The 16,852-nt window shown below is 67.3% G+C and carries 18 protein-coding genes; 2 read left to right on the top strand and 16 right to left on the bottom strand.

Annotated features, from left to right (window positions below; genetic code table 11):
• Positions 1-12: 12 nt before the first annotated feature.
• Entirely contained in the window at positions 13-579 is a 567-nt protein-coding gene (locus ACHL_RS01610; protein ID WP_015935552.1) for a type 1 glutamine amidotransferase domain-containing protein, read from the bottom strand.
• Positions 580-944: 365 nt separating this feature from the next.
• Between ACHL_RS01610 and ACHL_RS01605 the strand changes: the two genes are divergently transcribed.
• Positions 945-2,702, top strand: a complete 1,758-nt coding sequence (locus ACHL_RS01605; protein WP_015935551.1) for an HNH endonuclease signature motif containing protein — start codon at positions 945-947, stop codon at positions 2,700-2,702.
• A gap of 81 nt (positions 2,703-2,783) precedes the next feature.
• On the opposite strand, the gene panC is transcribed toward ACHL_RS01605, so the two are convergent.
• The 15 genes from panC to ACHL_RS01530 all read right to left on the bottom strand — a co-directional run bounded on the left by panC (position 2,784) and on the right by ACHL_RS01530 (position 16,431).
• Entirely contained in the window at positions 2,784-3,689 is a 906-nt protein-coding gene (gene panC / locus ACHL_RS01600; RefSeq protein ID WP_015935550.1) for a pantoate--beta-alanine ligase, read from the bottom strand.
• Positions 3,690-3,691: 2 nt separating this feature from the next.
• Positions 3,692-4,585, bottom strand: a complete 894-nt coding sequence (locus ACHL_RS01595) for a Rossmann-like and DUF2520 domain-containing protein (RefSeq protein ID WP_015935549.1) — start codon at positions 4,583-4,585, stop codon at positions 3,692-3,694.
• Positions 4,578-6,143, bottom strand: coding sequence for a PH domain-containing protein (locus tag ACHL_RS01590; protein WP_015935548.1), 1,566 nt, complete (start codon positions 6,141-6,143; stop codon positions 4,578-4,580). The genes ACHL_RS01595 and ACHL_RS01590 overlap by 8 nt, the downstream gene beginning before the upstream one ends.
• Before the next feature lie 122 nt (positions 6,144-6,265).
• Complete coding sequence (locus ACHL_RS01585; protein WP_015935547.1) at positions 6,266-6,778, bottom strand: PH domain-containing protein; 513 nt, start codon at positions 6,776-6,778, stop codon at positions 6,266-6,268.
• Positions 6,759-7,307 carry a DUF3180 domain-containing protein gene (locus ACHL_RS01580; protein WP_015935546.1) on the bottom strand — a complete coding sequence of 183 codons (549 nt, stop codon included), beginning with the start codon at positions 7,305-7,307 and terminating at the stop codon, positions 6,759-6,761. Before ACHL_RS01580 ends, ACHL_RS01585 begins: the two co-directional genes overlap by 20 nt.
• On the bottom strand, positions 7,304-7,849 hold the full coding sequence (gene folK / locus ACHL_RS01575; RefSeq protein WP_015935545.1) for a 2-amino-4-hydroxy-6-hydroxymethyldihydropteridine diphosphokinase: 546 nt from the start codon (positions 7,847-7,849) through the stop codon (positions 7,304-7,306). Before folK ends, ACHL_RS01580 begins: the two co-directional genes overlap by 4 nt.
• Positions 7,846-8,253, bottom strand: coding sequence for a dihydroneopterin aldolase (gene folB, locus ACHL_RS01570; protein WP_015935544.1), 408 nt, complete (start codon positions 8,251-8,253; stop codon positions 7,846-7,848). Before folB ends, folK begins: the two co-directional genes overlap by 4 nt.
• Positions 8,254-8,267: 14 nt before the next feature.
• Entirely contained in the window at positions 8,268-9,188 is a 921-nt protein-coding gene (gene folP / locus ACHL_RS01565) for a dihydropteroate synthase (RefSeq protein WP_015935543.1), read from the bottom strand.
• Positions 9,189-9,200: 12 nt separating this feature from the next.
• Entirely contained in the window at positions 9,201-9,845 is a 645-nt protein-coding gene (gene folE / locus ACHL_RS01560) for a GTP cyclohydrolase I FolE (protein WP_015935542.1), read from the bottom strand.
• 9 nt (positions 9,846-9,854) lie between these two features.
• Positions 9,855-11,918 (bottom strand): ATP-dependent zinc metalloprotease FtsH, encoded by a 2,064-nt coding sequence (ftsH, locus tag ACHL_RS01555; RefSeq protein ID WP_015935541.1) that lies wholly within the window; start codon positions 11,916-11,918, stop codon positions 9,855-9,857.
• A gap of 164 nt (positions 11,919-12,082) precedes the next feature.
• The gene (locus ACHL_RS01550) at positions 12,083-13,123 is read right to left on the bottom strand and encodes a LacI family DNA-binding transcriptional regulator (protein WP_043793684.1); all 1,041 of its coding nucleotides are present in this window, start codon (positions 13,121-13,123) and stop codon (positions 12,083-12,085) included.
• Between the two features lie 2 nt (positions 13,124-13,125).
• A complete protein-coding gene (locus ACHL_RS01545; protein ID WP_015935539.1) occupies positions 13,126-13,497 on the bottom strand; it encodes a VOC family protein in 372 nt (123 codons plus the stop codon).
• A gap of 6 nt (positions 13,498-13,503) precedes the next feature.
• Positions 13,504-14,055 carry a hypoxanthine phosphoribosyltransferase gene (gene hpt / locus ACHL_RS01540; RefSeq protein WP_015935538.1) on the bottom strand — a complete coding sequence of 184 codons (552 nt, stop codon included), beginning with the start codon at positions 14,053-14,055 and terminating at the stop codon, positions 13,504-13,506.
• 30 nt (positions 14,056-14,085) lie between these two features.
• Entirely contained in the window at positions 14,086-15,141 is a 1,056-nt protein-coding gene (gene tilS / locus ACHL_RS01535; protein WP_015935537.1) for a tRNA lysidine(34) synthetase TilS, read from the bottom strand.
• A gap of 159 nt (positions 15,142-15,300) precedes the next feature.
• Positions 15,301-16,431, bottom strand: coding sequence for a zinc-dependent metalloprotease (locus tag ACHL_RS01530; RefSeq protein ID WP_015935536.1), 1,131 nt, complete (start codon positions 16,429-16,431; stop codon positions 15,301-15,303).
• Positions 16,432-16,669: 238 nt separating this feature from the next.
• On the opposite strand from ACHL_RS01530, the gene ACHL_RS01525 reads away from it, so the two are divergent.
• Positions 16,670-16,852 carry a hypothetical protein gene (locus tag ACHL_RS01525; RefSeq protein WP_015935535.1) on the top strand — a complete coding sequence of 61 codons (183 nt, stop codon included), beginning with the start codon at positions 16,670-16,672 and terminating at the stop codon, positions 16,850-16,852.

Here is a 16,852-nt window from a genome sequence, read left to right as displayed (position 1 = left end):
GAACATCCGGTGTCAGGCGGTCTGGCCTGCGTGCTGCCCTTCGGCGATTTCCTCTACCAGCTTGCTGTTGAAAGCGGGCAGGTCATCGGGGTTCCGGCTGGTCACCAGGCCCTGGTCAACCACCACTTCCTCGTCCGTCCAGTTGGCTCCGGCGTTCTTGAGGTCGGTTTCCAACGTGAAGTAGGACGTGACGTTCCGGCCGCTGACAACGCCGGCGTCGATGAGCACCCATGGCCCGTGGCAGATGGACGCCACCGGCTTGTGCTGCTCGAAGAAGCTGCGGGTGAAGCTCTGCGCGCCCTTGTCCGCCCGGAGGTGGTCGGCGTTGACGACGCCACCGGGAATGACCAGGGCGTCAAAGTCCGAGGCGTTGGCTTCGGCGACGGTAAGGTCCACGTCGAACGTGTCGCCCTTGTCCGTGCCGTTGAAGCCCTGCAGCTTGCCGCTGCCGGGGGCTACGAGGGTGGGTTCGCCACCGGCATCCTTTACTGCCTGCCACGGGCTGGTCAGCTCAACCTGCTCCACGCCGTCCGTGAGCAGGAAGGCAACCTTCTTGCCTGCGATGTTGTGTTCTGACATTGTTCCTCCTCGCCTGAAGCCGGCCGCTGCGCTCCTTTTTGAGGCGCCCAGTCCGTTGCTTCGAGAGTTGCTTGCCTGACAGATTCCAGCCTAGGAAAACCGAAAGTAATAAGCAAGCTGACTATCTTGGGTTTGTGTGCGGGTGGTTGCTGCCTGTTTGACGGCAGCGCCCGGGGCCGCGCTCGTTTTCCTGGAACGTGCGACGGCGGCCGGCGGCTTCCGCGCGCTGCGTCGCGGTTCTTTGGGCTGGGGCCGCGAGCTGGGGTTGTGGCCAGTTCGGGGCGAGGCCTTTGAATGTCAGACCCTCGCGCGACAATTTTTCTATGGGAAACGCGGCAGCTTCTCGGGTCGAGGAGGCAGGGGTGATGGAGGGCCTTCGGGCTTCCAAGGCAAGCCTTGACGCGCTGCTCCTGAGGGATGCGCAGCTGGATTGCGCTCAAGATCCTGACGCTGAGGGCGAAGCTGCGGTGGTTGATGTGTTGGAGCGCAAGTCGGAGCTTCGGCTGCAGCGGCTGGTGTTCTGGAAACAGCTGGAAGCCCAGATCGCGGCGGGGAAAGCCCGCGACGCCGCTGATTTCGCTGAATTCCAGGAGGCAATGACACCGTCGGAGGCCACAGGGTCGGAGCGGGCGTTTGTGGAGATGTCCACGACGGCGGAGGTCGCCGGCGTCCTGACCCTCAGCCCGGGCGCCGCGGCGGCATTCATCAGCCAGTCCCGGAAAGTCTGCGCGATGCCACTGGTTCTCGATTCGCTGGCTTCTGGGTTGATGTCGTGGCGGCACGCGGTGATCGTCGCCGACGAAACCGGCTGCCTCGCACCCGAGAGTGCCGAGGCGCTGGTGTCGCATTTCTTCGACCCGGACGCACCAAACCGCGCCCGCGGGTCGGCGCCCGGTGACCTCGTAACGCACCTGTTCCGCCGGAAAGTCAGGACCTGGCGCGAACGCACCTACCCCCAGACAGTCCAGGAACGGCACGTCCGGTGTGTGGCGGACCGGCGGATGGAATACCGGCCCGATGCTGACGGGATGGCATCGATTACCCTGATCCTTCCCGGGGACACCGCCTGCGCCATCTGGAACAAGACCACCGCCATCGCCCGCGGCCTCCAAGGACCCGGCGAAACCCGCACCCTCACCCAGCTCCGGCCTGACACCGCCGCGGCGCTCCTCCTCAGCGCCGGCCCAGGCAGCCGTGCCGGCAACTCCGCCGGGACCAGCGGCCCCATGGATGCCGGTGCCGCCGGCACTCACCCCTCCGGCTCCGATGGCAGCCCCGAGACCTTCGAGGGGCGCAATATCGGCGGTGATATGTTCGCGATTGATCTCAGCAAGGTCCCGTACTTCGTTGACCTCAGCAAGATCCCCACCCCGAAAGCCGACGTGCTGGTCACCATCCCGCTATTTACAATGCTGGGCAGCACCGACGAACCGGCCGACCTGGACGGGTACGGGCCCATCCCCGCCGCGATGGCTCGCAAACTCGTTGCCGACGGTGCGACCTCGTTTTACCGGGTCCTGGTTGACCCTCGCGACGGTGCACCGCTCGAGATCGGCCGGACCAGTTACCGGCTGTCGGAGGCGATGAAACGCTGGATCAGGATGCGCGACGGACACTGCACGTTCCCCGGCTGCAGCAGTTCCAGCACCGACAATGACACGGACCACCTCACCGCCTGGCAGCACGACGGGACAACCGGGGTGAGCAACCTGGCACAACTCTGCCCGAAACACCACCGTCTCAAACACAACAGCGGCTGGACCCCCACGGCAGCCACCACAACCGAACCACCCGGCTGGACCTCACCCACAGGCCGCCACTACCCGGGCCAACACCCCGACCCCCAACCACCACACTTGCCACCCGCGCTGCTTGAACAGAAACAACCCGTGACCGAGGACATTCGCGCGGCTGAAGAGCCGCACGCCGCCTCACACACCGCAGCGGACACACCGCTGAAAACTGTCAGGGAGGGTGAGCCGGCGAGCGACCATGCGCCAGCCAGAGACGTTGGCGCCGCGGGCGAGTCTGGTGCGACCGGAGAACTGGGCGTGCCGGCAATCAACCAGCCGGACGAACTAAGCCCGCTCGAACGCGCCCTCACGGACCATCTCGCCGCCTGACAGCAGACTCGCGTGAATCCAAGGCAGGCGCGTGTGAGGTCAGGGACGTGTGAACTCATGAGCCTATGAACTTATGAGCGCCTACGAGCTCAATGGTGCGTTGTCGATCAGCCGCACAGGGCCTACCTTGGCGGCAATGAGGGCCAAAGCTTCTCCCCGGAAAGGAGTCTCACGGCAGTTTTCGGCCAGGGGCTCCAGGGTGGCTGGGTCCACCACGTCGAAGTAGTCCAGCGTCACCAGCGGCTGAGACTCCACCATCGCCAGCGCAGATTCGAGGTCCAGCGGTTCATGGGCGTTGGCACGCTCCTCCAACAGCCGCAGGGCGCGGGAAAGGACCAGTGCTGCCTCACGTTCTTCGTCGGACAGGAACCGGTTACGGCTGGACAGTGCCAGGCCCTCGGCTGAACGCACGGTGGGGACTCCCACGATGTCGACGGGAAAGTTGAGGTCGGCCACCATGCGGCGCACCAGTGCCAGCTGCTGGGCGTCCTTCTGGCCGAAATAGGCGCGATAGGCGGGCAACCCCACCCCTCCGGCACGGCCGGCCGCCGGGATGCCATAGTGCAGCAGCTTGGCCACAACCGTGAGCGCACCATCGAAGTGGCCCGGTCGGGATGCGCCCTCCCACTTCTCCCCCAGCCGTCCCGACGTGATCCGCACCAGCGGTTCACCGCCGGGGTAGACCTCTTCGACAAGCGGAGCGAATGCGATATCGACACCCTGCGCGTCGAGCAGCGCGAGATCGGCCTCCAGCGTCCTGGGGTACCGGTCAAGGTCCACGGCATCGCCGAACTGCAGCGGGTTCACGAAGATGCTGGCAACCACCACATCGTTCTGTTCGACGGCGGTCCTCGCCAAGGCAGCATGCCCCTCATGGAGCGCGCCCATGGTGGGGACCAGGCCCTGCGATGCACCCTGTTTCTCCCGCAGGAGCCGCGCGCTCTCGGCGTGCAGCCCGGCCACGGTGGTGACAAGTTTGATGGCCACGGTCAGTCCTCCTTGGATTCGAGGGCCTGGTTCAGCCCTTCAAGCTGTTCAGCCTTCAGCAACCCGCGCCCTTCGGCCCGCCGGGCGGTGGCGCGCGCCATGGCAAGGTATGCGGCGAGGACATCGCCGTGCCCGCCGCCGTCGTACTCCCGCAGGGCCTGGGCGTGCGCTTCCACGGTGCCCACATCGCCGCGGGCAACCGGCCCGGTCAGTGCCGATTCTCCGGACGCCAGCGCGTTTTCCAGGGTTGCCCGCAAGAGGGGGCCGAGCATGCGTTCGGGCTGCTCCACACCCACCTCACGCAGCAGTTGCGACGACTGGGCCACCAAGGTGACCAGATGGTTGGATCCGTGCGCCAGGGCTGCGTGGTACAGCGTCCGGTCAGCCTCTGCGATGGCCACGGGCTCGGCGCCCATTTCCACCACCAGCGCCTGCGCAATGGGAAGCATGGCGGCATCTGCCGTGACGCCGAACGTACAGTCAAGCAGCCGCGTCAGGTCCAGGCTCATTCCGGTGAAGGTCATGGCCGGGTGCAGTGCCAGCGGAACAGCCCCGGCGGCGCGCACAGGATGCAGCACGCCAACCCCAAACCTGCCTGAGGTGTGGGCCACCAGCTGGCCCGGCTGCCAGGCACCAAGTTTGGCCAGCCCGTCCACCAGGCCGGGGAGGGCGTCGTCGGGCACGGCGAGGAGCACCAGTTCGGCGCGCTCCACGATGTCCTGTACTTCCAGGATGGGAACGCCGGGCAACAGGGTTTCGGCCCGCTCGCGGCTCGCCTCGGACACTGCGGAAACACCCACGACGGCGTGCTCGGCAGCGCGCAGTGCCGCACCAAGGACGGCGCCCACCTTGCCCGCTCCAATGATTCCGACGCCGAGGCGTCCGGGCTTAGCCATGGTGGGGGCCTTCCTGTTGCTGGTGGGCTTCATTTCCGAACGGCCCGGTTTCAGTTGCCGGGGATTCAGCCCCGGAAGTGGGAGGTACCACCTGGCGCAGCCACTGTTCGGTGGTTTGCCGCCTCCGGGCCAGCCGGGCACGGGCCGACTGTTCATCGAACAGCGCCCGCGCCTCGTCCAGCCCCGCCTGCGTCAGGCGCGGAACCACCGGGCCGGCGGTGGTGTGCAGGACCAGGTCGGCCACCCGGAACCGCCGGGCCAGCGGGCCCTGGTGCAGCGCCATGGACTGGGTCCGCTGGTGCGGCACGAGCACGAGGTTCCGCCACCAACGCCCGGAACGGATCAGCAAAGCAGTATCCGTGGCGGCGAAGCCGTTACGGCGCCACCCCAACGGGGCCAGCAGCCGGGCGCGGCGCGGGGTGGTGACGAAGCCGCCGTCGGAATCCAAGCCCGTCAGCCCCGCTCCGAAAACTTCGCCGGGCCGGGACGTACCGGGATCGGGCAGGACCAATGCAAGCATGTTCATGGCATCGTCCAGCTTCCCGACGGGCAGCAGGGTGGTGCGGGATGACGCCTCCCCCGCGTTCTCCAGCAGCCCGTAACCGGCTACGTTGACCTGCATCCGGTACCAGCCGAACGGGCGCCACAGCGGCGGCTGGCTGATCTTCAGCGCCTGGATCCGACCCGGCGGCAACGTCTGCGCCTGGGTGTCCAGCAGCCCGTAACGGAGCCGGATGCCATCGGGCGAGATGGCGGCCCTGAAGTTGTATCCCTTGTTGAACAGGTTCCAGTAGCTCGCCGCCAGGCCAAGCGCTGCGGGAATCAGGTAGAAGTAGAACGCCCGGTTGTCCGTAACGGCCGAGAGCACCACCGATGCCACACCGCCCACCACCACGAACAGGCTCTGCTCGCTCAGCAGCAGCGAACCGATAAGGCGCGACGGCGGCACGGACAGTACCGGATACTCCGGCGCCTCGGGCGCGGGGGCGCCGGGGTTCCCGGCATCTTCGTCGATGCCCGCGGCACGGGCCAGGATGGTGGCCCGCAACTGCTGGGCGTCGTCGATCTTCAGGTAAGCCAGCCGCACTGCCGATTCCCCGGCGTCGGCAACCTCAAACTTGAGTTCGGCGAGCCCGAAGATGCGGGCCAGCAGGGGCTGCACGATATCGATGGCCTGCACCCGGTCCAGCCGGGCCTGGCGCTGCTGCCGGAACAGAAAGCCGGTGTTCACGCGGACGTAACCGCCGGACACCTGGTACTTGGTGAAGTACCAGGTAAGGACGAAGCTGAGGACCGCCACCAGCAGGACAGCGCCGCCGCCGGCCACCAACCAGGGCACCCGGCCGGCGAAACCGTCCTCGAACATGGGCCTGCCCTGCAGGGTCCGCTCAAAAATGTCGCGGCCGAAAAAGAAGCCAATGGCCGCCAGCGCAACCCAGCCGCGCACAAAGGGTGACGCCGGGTGCACGCGCAACCAGCCGTCGTCGGGCGTTGTGATTCCGCGGCCCGCACCGTCCGCAGCAGGTGTTGATGCGCCGGGCACCGAGCCTGCGGGCACGGAGCCGCCTGAAACTGAGCTGGCGGACGTTGAGCCGGCGGGCTGTGATGTGGCAGGCGTTGGGTCAGCGGATGCAGCACTGTCTTCCCGCACCCCGGAACGGGGAAACCGCCCGTCAGCTGTCACAGTCCTGCCAGCCTGGCCTCGCCGCGGGCCGCGAGCTGCTCACGGAGCCGCGCTCCCTCTGCCTCCGGCAACCCTGGGATGTGTGCGTTGGTGCCGGGCGATGCGGTGTGCAGTTTGACCGTGCACAGGCCGAGGCTGCGCTCCACCGGCCCCACGGCGACGTCCACGTACTGCATCCGGCCGTAGGGCACGGCCATGGTCCGCTGGAAGAAGATGCCGCTGCGGACCAGGAGGTCGTCGTCGCGCTCGGCATAACCGATGGCCCTGACCTGGCGCGGGATCAGCACCAGCCGCCAGAGGGCCACCACCAGCGTCACGGCCGGAACGGTGATGGCCAGCCACAGCGGCGGCCACCGCCACCACTCGAGCAGGACAAACACGAGCGGAAGGCTGAGGATGACGACGGCGGCCAGGTTGCCGATTGCCCACTGCACCAGCCGGACGGTAACGAACTTTGGTGACACCCGGTGCCAGTCGATGCCGGGCGGGTCAATCGCCTCGGTACGCATATTCGCCTTCCCCGGCGGCTTCTCCCCGTGGTGCGCGGCCCGGCTTGCCGTCCACGCCCTTCGTGTCGCCGTCCTCCGGCGGAATCTTGCAGAACCTCTCCACCACCAGGCCAACGATGATCATCACCAGGCCGCCGCCTGCCATGCCCAGCGCCAGCCAGGCGATGTCCTGGTGGCTGCGGAAGCTCCAGATCCGCAGCTGGTCCAGGAAGATCCCCACGTGCCAGCCGAGCAGCACCGTTCCGGCATAGGCGCAGGCCTGGGCCAGGATGAGCGTGCGGGCGGCGAGCAGCGGATCCAGTGCTGTCTTCTTGGCGGTGCTGTTGGGCTTGATGCTGTTCCGCCAGCGAAGGATGCGGATGCCCAGGATCAGTGTGATGGCCACGATCACGCCCATGGTGGCCAGCGCGGTGGCCGGCAGCACCGGGGTGGCCATGCCGTAGCGGCTGGTAATCACCGTTCCGGCCCAGCCGGCCACGGTGAGGATGACGCCGATCAGCAGCAGGCGGAGCGGGTCGATGGGCTTCAACGGTCTGTCACCGCCCCGGCGGTCGGCATCCCGTCAAAGTCGCCGAAACCATCGAACGGGGCAAGGTCGCCGTAGTCCGCCGCCCGGGCGGCGAGGGTACTGATGCGCTCCCCCTCAAGGGTGGCGGCGGGGTCGATCAGGGACCACGGGTACAGCACGAAAGCCCTGCCGGCGGCGCGCGGGTGCGGCAGGGTCAGTACGGGGTCGTCGCTGCGCACGTCGCCGTAGGTGATGATGTCGACGTCGAGCGTGCGGGGCCCCCAGCGCACCTCGCGGACCCGGTGGTGCTTGTTCTCCACCGCCTGGCAATGCTCCAGCAGCTCATGGGGAGCCAGGCTGGTTTCAACGGTGAGGACCATGTTCAGGAAGTCAGGTTGCCCGGGCGGACCGCCCACGGCTTTGGTCTGGATGATCGGGGACACCGCAAGGAGGCGCACCTCCGGCGGGTCAACAAGGTCAGCTACCGCGCCGGACAGGGTGTCGTTGCGTTCGCCGAGGTTGCTTCCCAGGGCCAGGACCGCCTTGGTGTAGACCGCGTTCACGGGGTGCCCCCGGAAGCGGGTTCCACCGGACCGCCGGAAACGGCCGCGGGCCGTTCCCGGTGCACGGACACTGCCACGTCCCCGAAGGGCACCTCGATGGGCGCCTGGGGTTTGTGCACAGTGATGTCCACGGCCTGGAGGCCGAACTCGGACAGCAGGCCGTCGGCGATCCGGACCGCCAGGGCCTCGATGAGGTTCAGCGGCTCGCCGGAGATCCATTCGGTAATACGCTGCGCCACCTCACCGTAGTGTGCGGTGTCGCTGACGTCGTCGGACAGAGCGGCGGCGGCGAAATCGAGGTAGAGGACTGCGTCCACAACAAAAGGCTGGCCCTCGCGGCGTTCAAAATCAAACACACCATGATGGCCGACGGCCGTCACACCGGTCAGCGTAATCCTGTCCATGGGTCCCCCGGCGCTTACGGTGCTTTGGGTACTGCCGCCATGCGCGCGGCGACCTTGACGGCGTCAAGGCTGGATCCGACGTCGTGCACCCGGACGGCCCAGGCGCCGCGGGAGGCACTGATGGCCGTGATGGCCGCGGTTGCTCCGTCCCGCTCTTCCGGAGCAGCGGATTTGCCGGCAACCGTCAGGAGGGTGCCAAGGAACCTCTTGCGGGATGCCGCCACCAGGACGCGGTGGCCCAGGGCCTCCAGCTGCTCCAGGTTCTGCAGCAGCTCCCAGTTGTGGGCGTCGTTCTTCGCAAAGCCCAGGCCGGGGTCCACGATGATCTGCTCAGCGCTGACGCCTGCGGCGTACAGTTTGTCCCGCACTCCGGCCAGTTCTGCCACCACTTCGCCGGCCACGTCCGTGTACTCCGCGAGGGAGTTCATGGTGCGGGCATCGCCGCGGCGGTGGGTAAGGATGTACGGCGCCTTGGACGAGGCCACGAGTTCGGCCATTTCGGGTTCGATGGTCAGCCCGGAAACGTCGTTGATGATGGCGGCGCCAGCCTTCAGGGCAGCAGCTGCGGTGACGGCGTGGGTGGTGTCAATGCTGACCAGGGCACCGGCCTTGACCAGGGCTTCGATAACGGGGATGACACGCTTCTGCTCCTCGTCCGGGGAGACGTCATCAGCGCCGGGGCGCGTCGACTCGCCCCCGACGTCGATGATGTCCGCACCGGCGTAGAACATGCGCAGGCCCGCGGCGATGGCGGTGTCCGCCGTGGCGTGCTTGCCGCCGTCGCTGAACGAATCGGGGGTGACGTTGAGGATGCCCATGACCAGGGTGCGGTCCGTGGGCAGGTCCTCAAAGCGGGCGGCCGGGCGCGGTTTGCGCAGGATGGGCAGCGGCGAGGTTGCGGGCCCGGTTCCCGGGGCTGCAGCTAGTGAGTCCATGGTCTTGTGTGGTTACCTTCCGAGGATGAGGCTCATGGCTTCGGCACGGGTGGCCGGGTCATGAAGCTGCCCGCGGACCGCACTGGTGACGGTCTTTGCTCCGGGCTTGCGGATACCGCGCATTGACATGCACATGTGCTCGCATTCGACAACGACGATGGCGCCACGCGGCTTGAGATGGCGGACCAGCGCTTCGACGATCTCCGTGGTGAGCCGCTCCTGAACCTGGGGGCGGCGGGCGTAGATGTCCACGAGCCGGGCCAGCTTGCTCAGCCCGGTGACCCTCCCGTCATGGGAGGGAATGTAGCCGACGTGGGCCACACCGTGGAACGGCACCAGATGGTGCTCGCAGGTGGAGTAGAAGGGGATGTCCTTCACCAGGACCAGTTCTTCATGGTCCAGTTCGAATGTGGTGGACAGGACGTCCGCGGGGTCCTGGTGCAGTCCCGCAAAAACCTCGGCGTACGCCTTCGCCACCCGCTTGGGGGTGTCGATGAGTCCGCCACGGTCCGGGTCCTCGCCGATGGCCAGGAGGATCTCGCGGACAGCCGCTTCAATCCTTGGCCGGTCCACCTTGTGGTGCGGGGCATGGGCGGAGCCGTCCTCCGCCGGGTAGGCGGCGGAGGCGGAAACGGCGTCGTCGTCGAAGGAAGTCACAGGGAAAGCTTAGCCGCGAAGGGTGTCCGGCCCCGATTCGGGGACGCCTCCCTGGAACGGTGCGTCTTCCGGAACGCCCTGCGGATGCGGTGGCTGGGCGTCCAGCGGCTCATCCAGGCGGGCCTGCTTTGCTTCCTCCTGGGCCTCGCGTTCTGCCCGCTCCCGCTGGGATTCCACGGGGCCTGCGGTCTGGACCGGGCGGGATTCCTTGGACAGCCACACCTCGCGGAAATCGCGCTTGCGGATGTCACGGAATATGTCGGCGATTTCGGCCTGGTTAAGGGTTTCGCGCTCCAGCAGCTCCAGGGCGAGGCTGTCCAGGACGTCACGGTTCTCGGTGAGGATGGCGTACGCCTCGTCGTGTGCCTGGTCGATCAGGCGGCGCACTTCCTCGTCCACCACGTAGGCGATCTGGTCGGAGTAGTTGCGCTCGTGCCCGGCGTCGCGGCCCAGGAACGGTTCGCCGCCGCCCTGGCCCAGGCGCACGGCGCCCACGCGTTCGCTCATGCCATATTCGGTGACCATCTTGCGGGCGGTGCCGGTGGCCTTCTCGATGTCGTTCGAGGCGCCGGTGGACGGATCGTGGAACACGATCTCCTCTGCAACGCGGCCGCCCATGGCGTACGCCATTTGGTCCAGGAGCTCGTTGCGGGTGACGGAGTACTTATCGTTGTCCGGAACCACCATGGTGTAGCCCAGGGCGCGGCCGCGGGGAAGGATGGTGATTTTGGTGACCGGGGCCGAGTTCCGCAGGGCAGCCGCCACCAGGGCGTGGCCGCCTTCGTGGTAGGCGGTGATCTTGCGTTCGTGTTCCTTCATGACCCGGCTGCGCTTCTGCGGGCCGGCCATCACACGGTCGATTGCCTCGTCCAGGGCGCGGTCGTCAATGAGGTTGGCGTTGGAGCGGGCAGTCAGCAGTGCGGCCTCGTTGAGCACGTTGGCCAGGTCCGCGCCGGTGTAGCCGGGGGTCTTCTTGGCGACAGCCTTGAGGTCAACGCCGGGAGCCATCGGCTTGCCCTTGGCGTGCACCTGCAGGATCTGGTCGCGGCCGATCATGTCCGGCGCCTCGACGCCGATCTGCCGGTCGAAGCGCCCCGGCCGCAGCAGGGCGGGGTCCAGGACGTCGGGCCGGTTGGTGGCGGCGATCAGGATGACGTTGGTCTTGACGTCGAAGCCGTCCATCTCCACCAGCAGCTGGTTGAGGGTCTGCTCGCGTTCGTCGTTGCCGCCGCCGATGCCGGCGCCGCGGTGGCGGCCGACGGCGTCGATCTCGTCCACGAAGATGATCGCCGGGGAGTTGGCCTTGGCCTGTTCGAAGAGGTCGCGGACGCGGGACGCACCAACGCCCACGAACATTTCCACGAAGTCCGAGCCGGAGATCGAGAAGAAGGGGACGCCTGCTTCACCGGCAACGGCACGGGCCAGCAGGGTCTTACCGGTACCGGGAGGGCCGTACAGCAGCACGCCCTTGGGGATCTTGGCGCCGACAGCCTGGAACTTGGCCGGCTCCTGGAGGAATTCCTTGATCTCCTGGAGCTCTTCCACGGCTTCATCCGAGCCGGCAACGTCCGCGAAGGTCACCTGCGGCATGTCCTTGCTGACCATCTTGGCCTTGGACTTGCCGAACTGCATGATCTTGGAGCCGCCGCCCTGCATGCGGGTCATGAGGAACCAGAAGAGGGCGCCCAGCAGGATGACGGGAATGAGGAGGGACAGCAGGCCGGAGAACCAGTTGCTCTCGATGGGCTGGTCCGTGTAGCCCTGCGCCGGCTTGGAATCGGTAACGGCCTTGACCACGTCCGTGGCGCGGGCATCGACGAAGAAGAACTGGACGCTCTTGCCCTTGTTCTGGCCGTCCACCTCCAGGTCATCCTTCAGGGTGAGGTCAACGCGGTTCTCACCGTCGAAGATCTTGGCCTGCTCCACGTTGGTGCCGGCAAGCAGTTCCAGGCCCTTATCGGTGTCGATCCGCGACGCACCGCCGGGGGCCAGCGTTGCAAAGGCCACCAGGAGCAGACCGACAACAACGACGATCCAGATGCCCGGGCCCTTGAAGAAATTCTTAGCTTTCATCTGTTCGGGGGCTGGCCCCGTCCCTTCCGGTAGTGCTGCACGGCGTGTACTTTGCGCGCGTGATGGTGCTGCGTCAGCTTCTAGCTATACACCGTCCGGAGTACATCACGCATGATGAAAAGCAAAAGTTCCCTGTGGGCGTAGCGGACATCGTTGCAGGCAGGCTAGGGGTTCCGGGGTGCGGCGACGGACGCGCGGGTCACCAACGGGCACTCCAGGACGGTGGTCCCGGCGGAAGAACCGTCGCCTGCGCCCTCGAGCGCATCGATGAGGTGGTTGGCTGCCCAGGCGCCCATCCCGTAGTGGGGCAGCGCCACGGTGGTCAGCCCGGGAAAGAGGCTGCCGGCCACCAGTTCCTGGTCGTCGAACCCGACGACGGAGAGGTCGCCGGGGATGCTGAGGCCCAGTTCCGCGGCCGCACGGTAGGCGCCCATGGCCATCTGGTCGTTGTAGCAGAACAGGCCCGACGGCGGGTGTCCGCGCCGCAGGATCCTCGCCGCTGCCGCGTACCCGCCCGCAGCGTCCGACGACGACGCCTCCACCGGCGCCAGGCCGCCGTCGAGCCCTGCCGCGGTGAGCGTGTCGCGGAAACCGCGGAGCCGTTCCGAGGTGGACGGCACGTCCTGGACGTTGTTGATGAATCCGATGCGGGTGTGGCCGGCGTCCAGCAGGGCGCGGACAGCGGTGCGGGCGCCGCCGTATTCGTCCGGGACGACGGAGGGGAAGCGCCCGTCAGCGGTGACGGCATCCACCAGGACGGCCGGCACCTTGCCGAGGTTCGCCGGCGCGTCCAGGACCCGGTGGTACATGGTGGCGTAGAGGATGCCGTCCACCTGCCGTTCCAGGACGGCTTCCACATCGCCTTCCCGCGATTGGGGCCCGGCGCTGGCAGCGGTGTTGATGAGCATGAGGGTGTAGCCGCGGGCTCGTGCGGCGTCATCCGCACCCAGGATGATCCGTCCGGCATGCGGCGTGGTGGCCACGTCCTCGCTGACCAGCCCCAGCACGCCGGTGCGGCGGTTGCGCAGGGCCTGCGCAACCCGGTTGGGCCCGTAGCCCAGCTGCTCCGCGGCGGCCTTCACCTTTGTGCGGGTTTCGGGGCTGATCCGCGCATATGTGACGTCGTTCAGGACGTGCGACACCGTGGTGGCCGACACCCCTGCGGCCACTGCGACATCCTTGATGCCAATATTTGACCTTGCCAAAATCAGACGTGCTGGTCCAGGTAGACGGGGTTGCCGTCGGGGTCAATCAGGATGGCACTCGCCGGCCCGGTGGTTTGGGCATCGGCCTCGGCGGCAAACGGCACTCCCTGCGCCCGTAGCTGCTCCTGGAGTTCCCGTACGTCGGTGAATGATTCCAGGGGCTTGGCGTCCTGGTCCCAGCCAGGGTTGAAGATCAGCACGTTCTTCTCGAGGATGCCTTTGAACAGCCCGATGTTGTTGGTCCCGTTCTTCATGATGACCCAGTTCTGGTCCGGGCTGCCCGCATACTGAGTAAACCCGAGCTTCCGGTAGAACTCCATGGAAGCAGCGAGGTCCTGCACGGCAAGGCCTACCGAGAAACCACCGAGCTGCATGGCGGCCTACTCGTAGACGTGCGGTGCGAGGGTGCCCACGAAGTCCAGGTTGCGGTACTTCTCGGCGTAATCCAGGCCGTAGCCCACCACGAACTCGTTGGGGATGTCGTAGCCCACGTACTTGACGTCGATCTGGACCTTGGCGGCGGTGGGCTTGCGGAAGGCGGTGCAGATTTCCACCGATGCGGTGCCGCGGGACTCCAGGTTGGTCTTCAGCCAGGACAGGGTAAGGCCGGAATCGATGATGTCCTCAACGATCAGGACGTCCTTTCCCATGAGGTCAGTGTCCAGGTCCTTCAGGATGCGCACCACGCCGGAGGACTGGGTGCCGGAGCCGTAGGAGGACACAGCCATCCAGTCCATCGAGACGTGGCTGTGCAGTGCACGGGCCAGGTCCGCCATAACCATGACCGCGCCCTTGAGCACGCCCACGATGAGCAGTTCGCGGCCTTCGTAGTCCTTGTCGATCTGGGCAGCGAGTTCGGTGATGCGCTGCTGGATCTGTTCCTTGGTGTAGAGAACGTGCTTGAGGTCTGCCTGGACGTCGTTTGAATCCACCAATGGCTCCTGTGTAGATGCGGGGTGCGACTAATGTGTGGCCGGTTTTTGCGGCCGGAATACTAGCTTCCCACAGCGCGCGGGTTCGCGGGGACCGGTCCCGGGGCGGTCTGCGGTCCCGGGACCTTCGAGTTCGGCCAGCGACAACCGGTAGGCGGCAACCCCGCCGGGCAGCTGCACCGGGCCGGCGGAACCCTGCCTCCGCAGCAGCGCTTCGGCCGCCACAAGGCGCCGATAGCTGGGCTGCTGGCCGCCGACGCCGGCCGCGGCCTTGGCGATCACACGGAACCTGATGGCGGGGGCAAGGTCGCGCAGGGCGTCCTCCGGGAGGCTTGCTTCGCCTCCGTTCCACTGCACCAGGGACGTGTAGGTGCTTTCCGCCACATCCTCGAGGTAGTCGGCATCGAGTTGCAGGATGGAGGCGGTGCGCGCCAGGGATTCCGCGACCCCGGGGCCAAGTTTTTCCTCCAGGTGAGGGAGGACTTCCACCCGGGTCCGGGAACGGGCGAACGCGGGATCCGTGTTGGTGGGATCGTGCCAGGGGTCCAGCTCCTCCACCTCGCAAATCTCCTCCGTGTCGGCCCGGCGGAGTCCCAGGAACGGACGGAGCAGCACGGCGCTTCCGGCCCCTGCGCGGGTGGGCCGCATGCCGGCGAGGGAACGGGTTCCGGATCCGCGGGCCAAGCCCAGCAGCACCTGCTCGGCCTGGTCATCCAAGGTGTGCCCCAGCAGGATGGCGCCGGCACCCTGGTCCGCCGCTGCCGCCTCGAGAGCCGCGTGGCGGGCCTCGCGGGCGGCGGCTTCGGGGCCCATGCCGGCGCCTGCCACCGTCACCGTGTGGACATCCACCGGGGCGAGGCCCAGTTCCCGAAGTGCGCCGGCGGTGTCGGCAGCGACACGGCCGGAACCTTCCTGCAGCTGGTGGTCCACCACCACGGCCCCGACCGTGACTGGGTGGCTGTCAATGCTGCCGCGGCGGGCAAAGTAGGAAGCGACGGCGGCGAGCGCCATCGAGTCGGGCCCGCCGCTGCAGGCCACCAGGACGTGCGCCGGATAGCCGGCCTGCGCCAGGGCGTCACCCAGCATCTTGCGGGCAGTACCGACGACGGGCGCCAACCGGCCGGGCCGGCGTCGTCCGCTGCGCTGCGGTGCGGAATCTGCCGGCGCAGAATCCTGCGGGGCGGAATCATGCGGGGCAGGACCGGACGCGTGCGGTGCGGGCGGTACAGACGGTACGTCAGGCAATTACAGGCCCATCCGCTCAAGCCACAGCTTGGCATCGTGGATCTCGGGCTCGGTGGGCAGGTGGTCGGCCGACTCCCAGACCCGGTTGAAGCCCTCCATGCCGGCCACGGCCACCACGGCGCGGACAAAGCGGGCGCCGTCGGAGTACTGCCGCATCTTGGCGTCCAGGCCCAGCAGGCTGCGGATGAACTTCTCCACCACGCCGCGGTCCTTGCCGCGGTCGTTGAACCGCTGACGGATGGTCTTGACGGAGGGGACAATGCTGGCGTCCACGGCGTCCATCACCACGTTGGCGTGGCCCTCGAGCAGGCTCATCACGGCCGTCAGGTGCGAGATGGCGGCTTTCTCCTCCGGATCCTGCAGCAGGTCCAGGATGGCGCCGCGGCCAGGCGTGTTCCCAGAGGCCGAACGGTCCTTCAGTGAGCGCGCAGCCGCCGAGGCCCGGTCCATCAGCGAATCGACATTGCCCAGCAGGTGCCCGCTGAGGTTGTCGATCTGGTCCAGCATGTGGTGGCGCAGCCACGGTGCGGCGGCGAACTGGACCCTGTGGGTCTGTTCGTGCAGGCAGACCCACAGCCGGAAGTCCTCCGGGGTGACATTAAGTTCGCGTTCCACCGAGACGATGTTGGGGGCCACCAGCAGGAGCCGCCCGGCAGCCGGGGCGGAGGAATTTTCGGCCAGCGCAGCAAACGGATCGTACTGGCCCAGGACCTTGCTGGACAGGAACGCCAGGACGGCACCCAGCTGGCTGCCGGTGATGGCGCCGCTGACGCTGGCCGCGGACGGGCTCAAGGACCCGCGCCGGTTGTCCAGCATCTTCTGCATGGCCGGCTTCAGCATCACAGCGAAAGATTGAGTGTTTGCCTTGGCCCACGATGCCCGGTCAACCACCAGCACCGAGGAATCCCGGAGGTCCCTGGCAGCTTCCAGCCCGGTGATCTCGTGAACGTGCGGAACGGAGGCGTCGGCGAGCCGGCGAAGGCTGTCCACGGCTTCGTTGATGGCCACCGGCTTCAGGTCCGGCCCGGCAGGAGCCAGCCGTGCCGCCGTGGATGCTGCCAGGTCCCAGTTGATCAGGGAAGCGGCATCAGCAGATGAGATGGGGGCGGACTGGGCTGCAGTGGACTCCATAGGTCCCATCAGAACACAGCGGGCCGGAGATCGTCCTTAAGTTCGCTCACCGGCGAAGCGAAGGCACCAACGGGCTGCCACTCTCACAGCCCGGGCACAGGAGGTCAAAAGGCCGCGCCTAAGCTGCGGCGGCATCGTGGTGGCTACACCGCAGCAGCGTTTCAGGAACCAGCAGAAGCGGCCCTGGCCCCGCACCGTTAGTGCGGGCCAGGCCGCCCAAGCCCCTCAGGAGGACACCATGATCCCGTACCGTCCCATCGCTCCCCTGACCGCCGGCCCGAAGAAGGGCTGGAAGGCCGTGGTTGCCGCTGTCCTGGTGGCGGCACTGCTGGGGACCACCGCCCCCGCAGCCATCGCGGCGGAGCCGCCCAGCGCAGCCGGCCCTGCCTACGGAGTGGCCGATTCCGGGGAAGCGCGCTGA

It is taken from the genome of Pseudarthrobacter chlorophenolicus A6 (assembly GCF_000022025.1).
Classification (GTDB): Bacteria; Actinomycetota; Actinomycetes; order Actinomycetales; family Micrococcaceae; genus Arthrobacter; species Arthrobacter chlorophenolicus.
The sequence above is the reverse complement of the archived record's forward strand: the minus strand, read 5'-3'. Positions and strand labels throughout refer to the sequence as shown.

Bases quoted from the DNA above. Each gene is read 5' to 3' on its own strand.
- ACHL_RS01610 (WP_015935552.1), bottom strand. From the start codon at position 579: ATGTCAGAACACAACATCGCAGGCAAGAAGGTTGCCTTCCTGCTCACG.
- ACHL_RS01605 (WP_015935551.1), top strand. From the start codon at position 945: ATGGAGGGCCTTCGGGCTTCCAAGGCAAGCCTTGACGCGCTGCTCCTG.
- ACHL_RS01595 (WP_015935549.1), bottom strand. From the start codon at position 4,585: ATGGCTAAGCCCGGACGCCTCGGCGTCGGAATCATTGGAGCGGGCAAG.
- ACHL_RS01585 (WP_015935547.1), bottom strand. From the start codon at position 6,778: ATGCGTACCGAGGCGATTGACCCGCCCGGCATCGACTGGCACCGGGTG.
- folB (WP_015935544.1), bottom strand. From the start codon at position 8,253: ATGGACAGGATTACGCTGACCGGTGTGACGGCCGTCGGCCATCATGGT.
- folP (WP_015935543.1), bottom strand. From the start codon at position 9,188: ATGGACTCACTAGCTGCAGCCCCGGGAACCGGGCCCGCAACCTCGCCG.
- ftsH (WP_015935541.1), bottom strand. From the start codon at position 11,918: ATGAAAGCTAAGAATTTCTTCAAGGGCCCGGGCATCTGGATCGTCGTT.
- ACHL_RS01545 (WP_015935539.1), bottom strand. From the start codon at position 13,497: ATGCAGCTCGGTGGTTTCTCGGTAGGCCTTGCCGTGCAGGACCTCGCT.
- tilS (WP_015935537.1), bottom strand. From the start codon at position 15,141: ATGCTGGGTGACGCCCTGGCGCAGGCCGGCTATCCGGCGCACGTCCTG.
- ACHL_RS01530 (WP_015935536.1), bottom strand. From the start codon at position 16,431: ATGGAGTCCACTGCAGCCCAGTCCGCCCCCATCTCATCTGCTGATGCC.
- ACHL_RS01525 (WP_015935535.1), top strand. From the start codon at position 16,670: ATGATCCCGTACCGTCCCATCGCTCCCCTGACCGCCGGCCCGAAGAAG.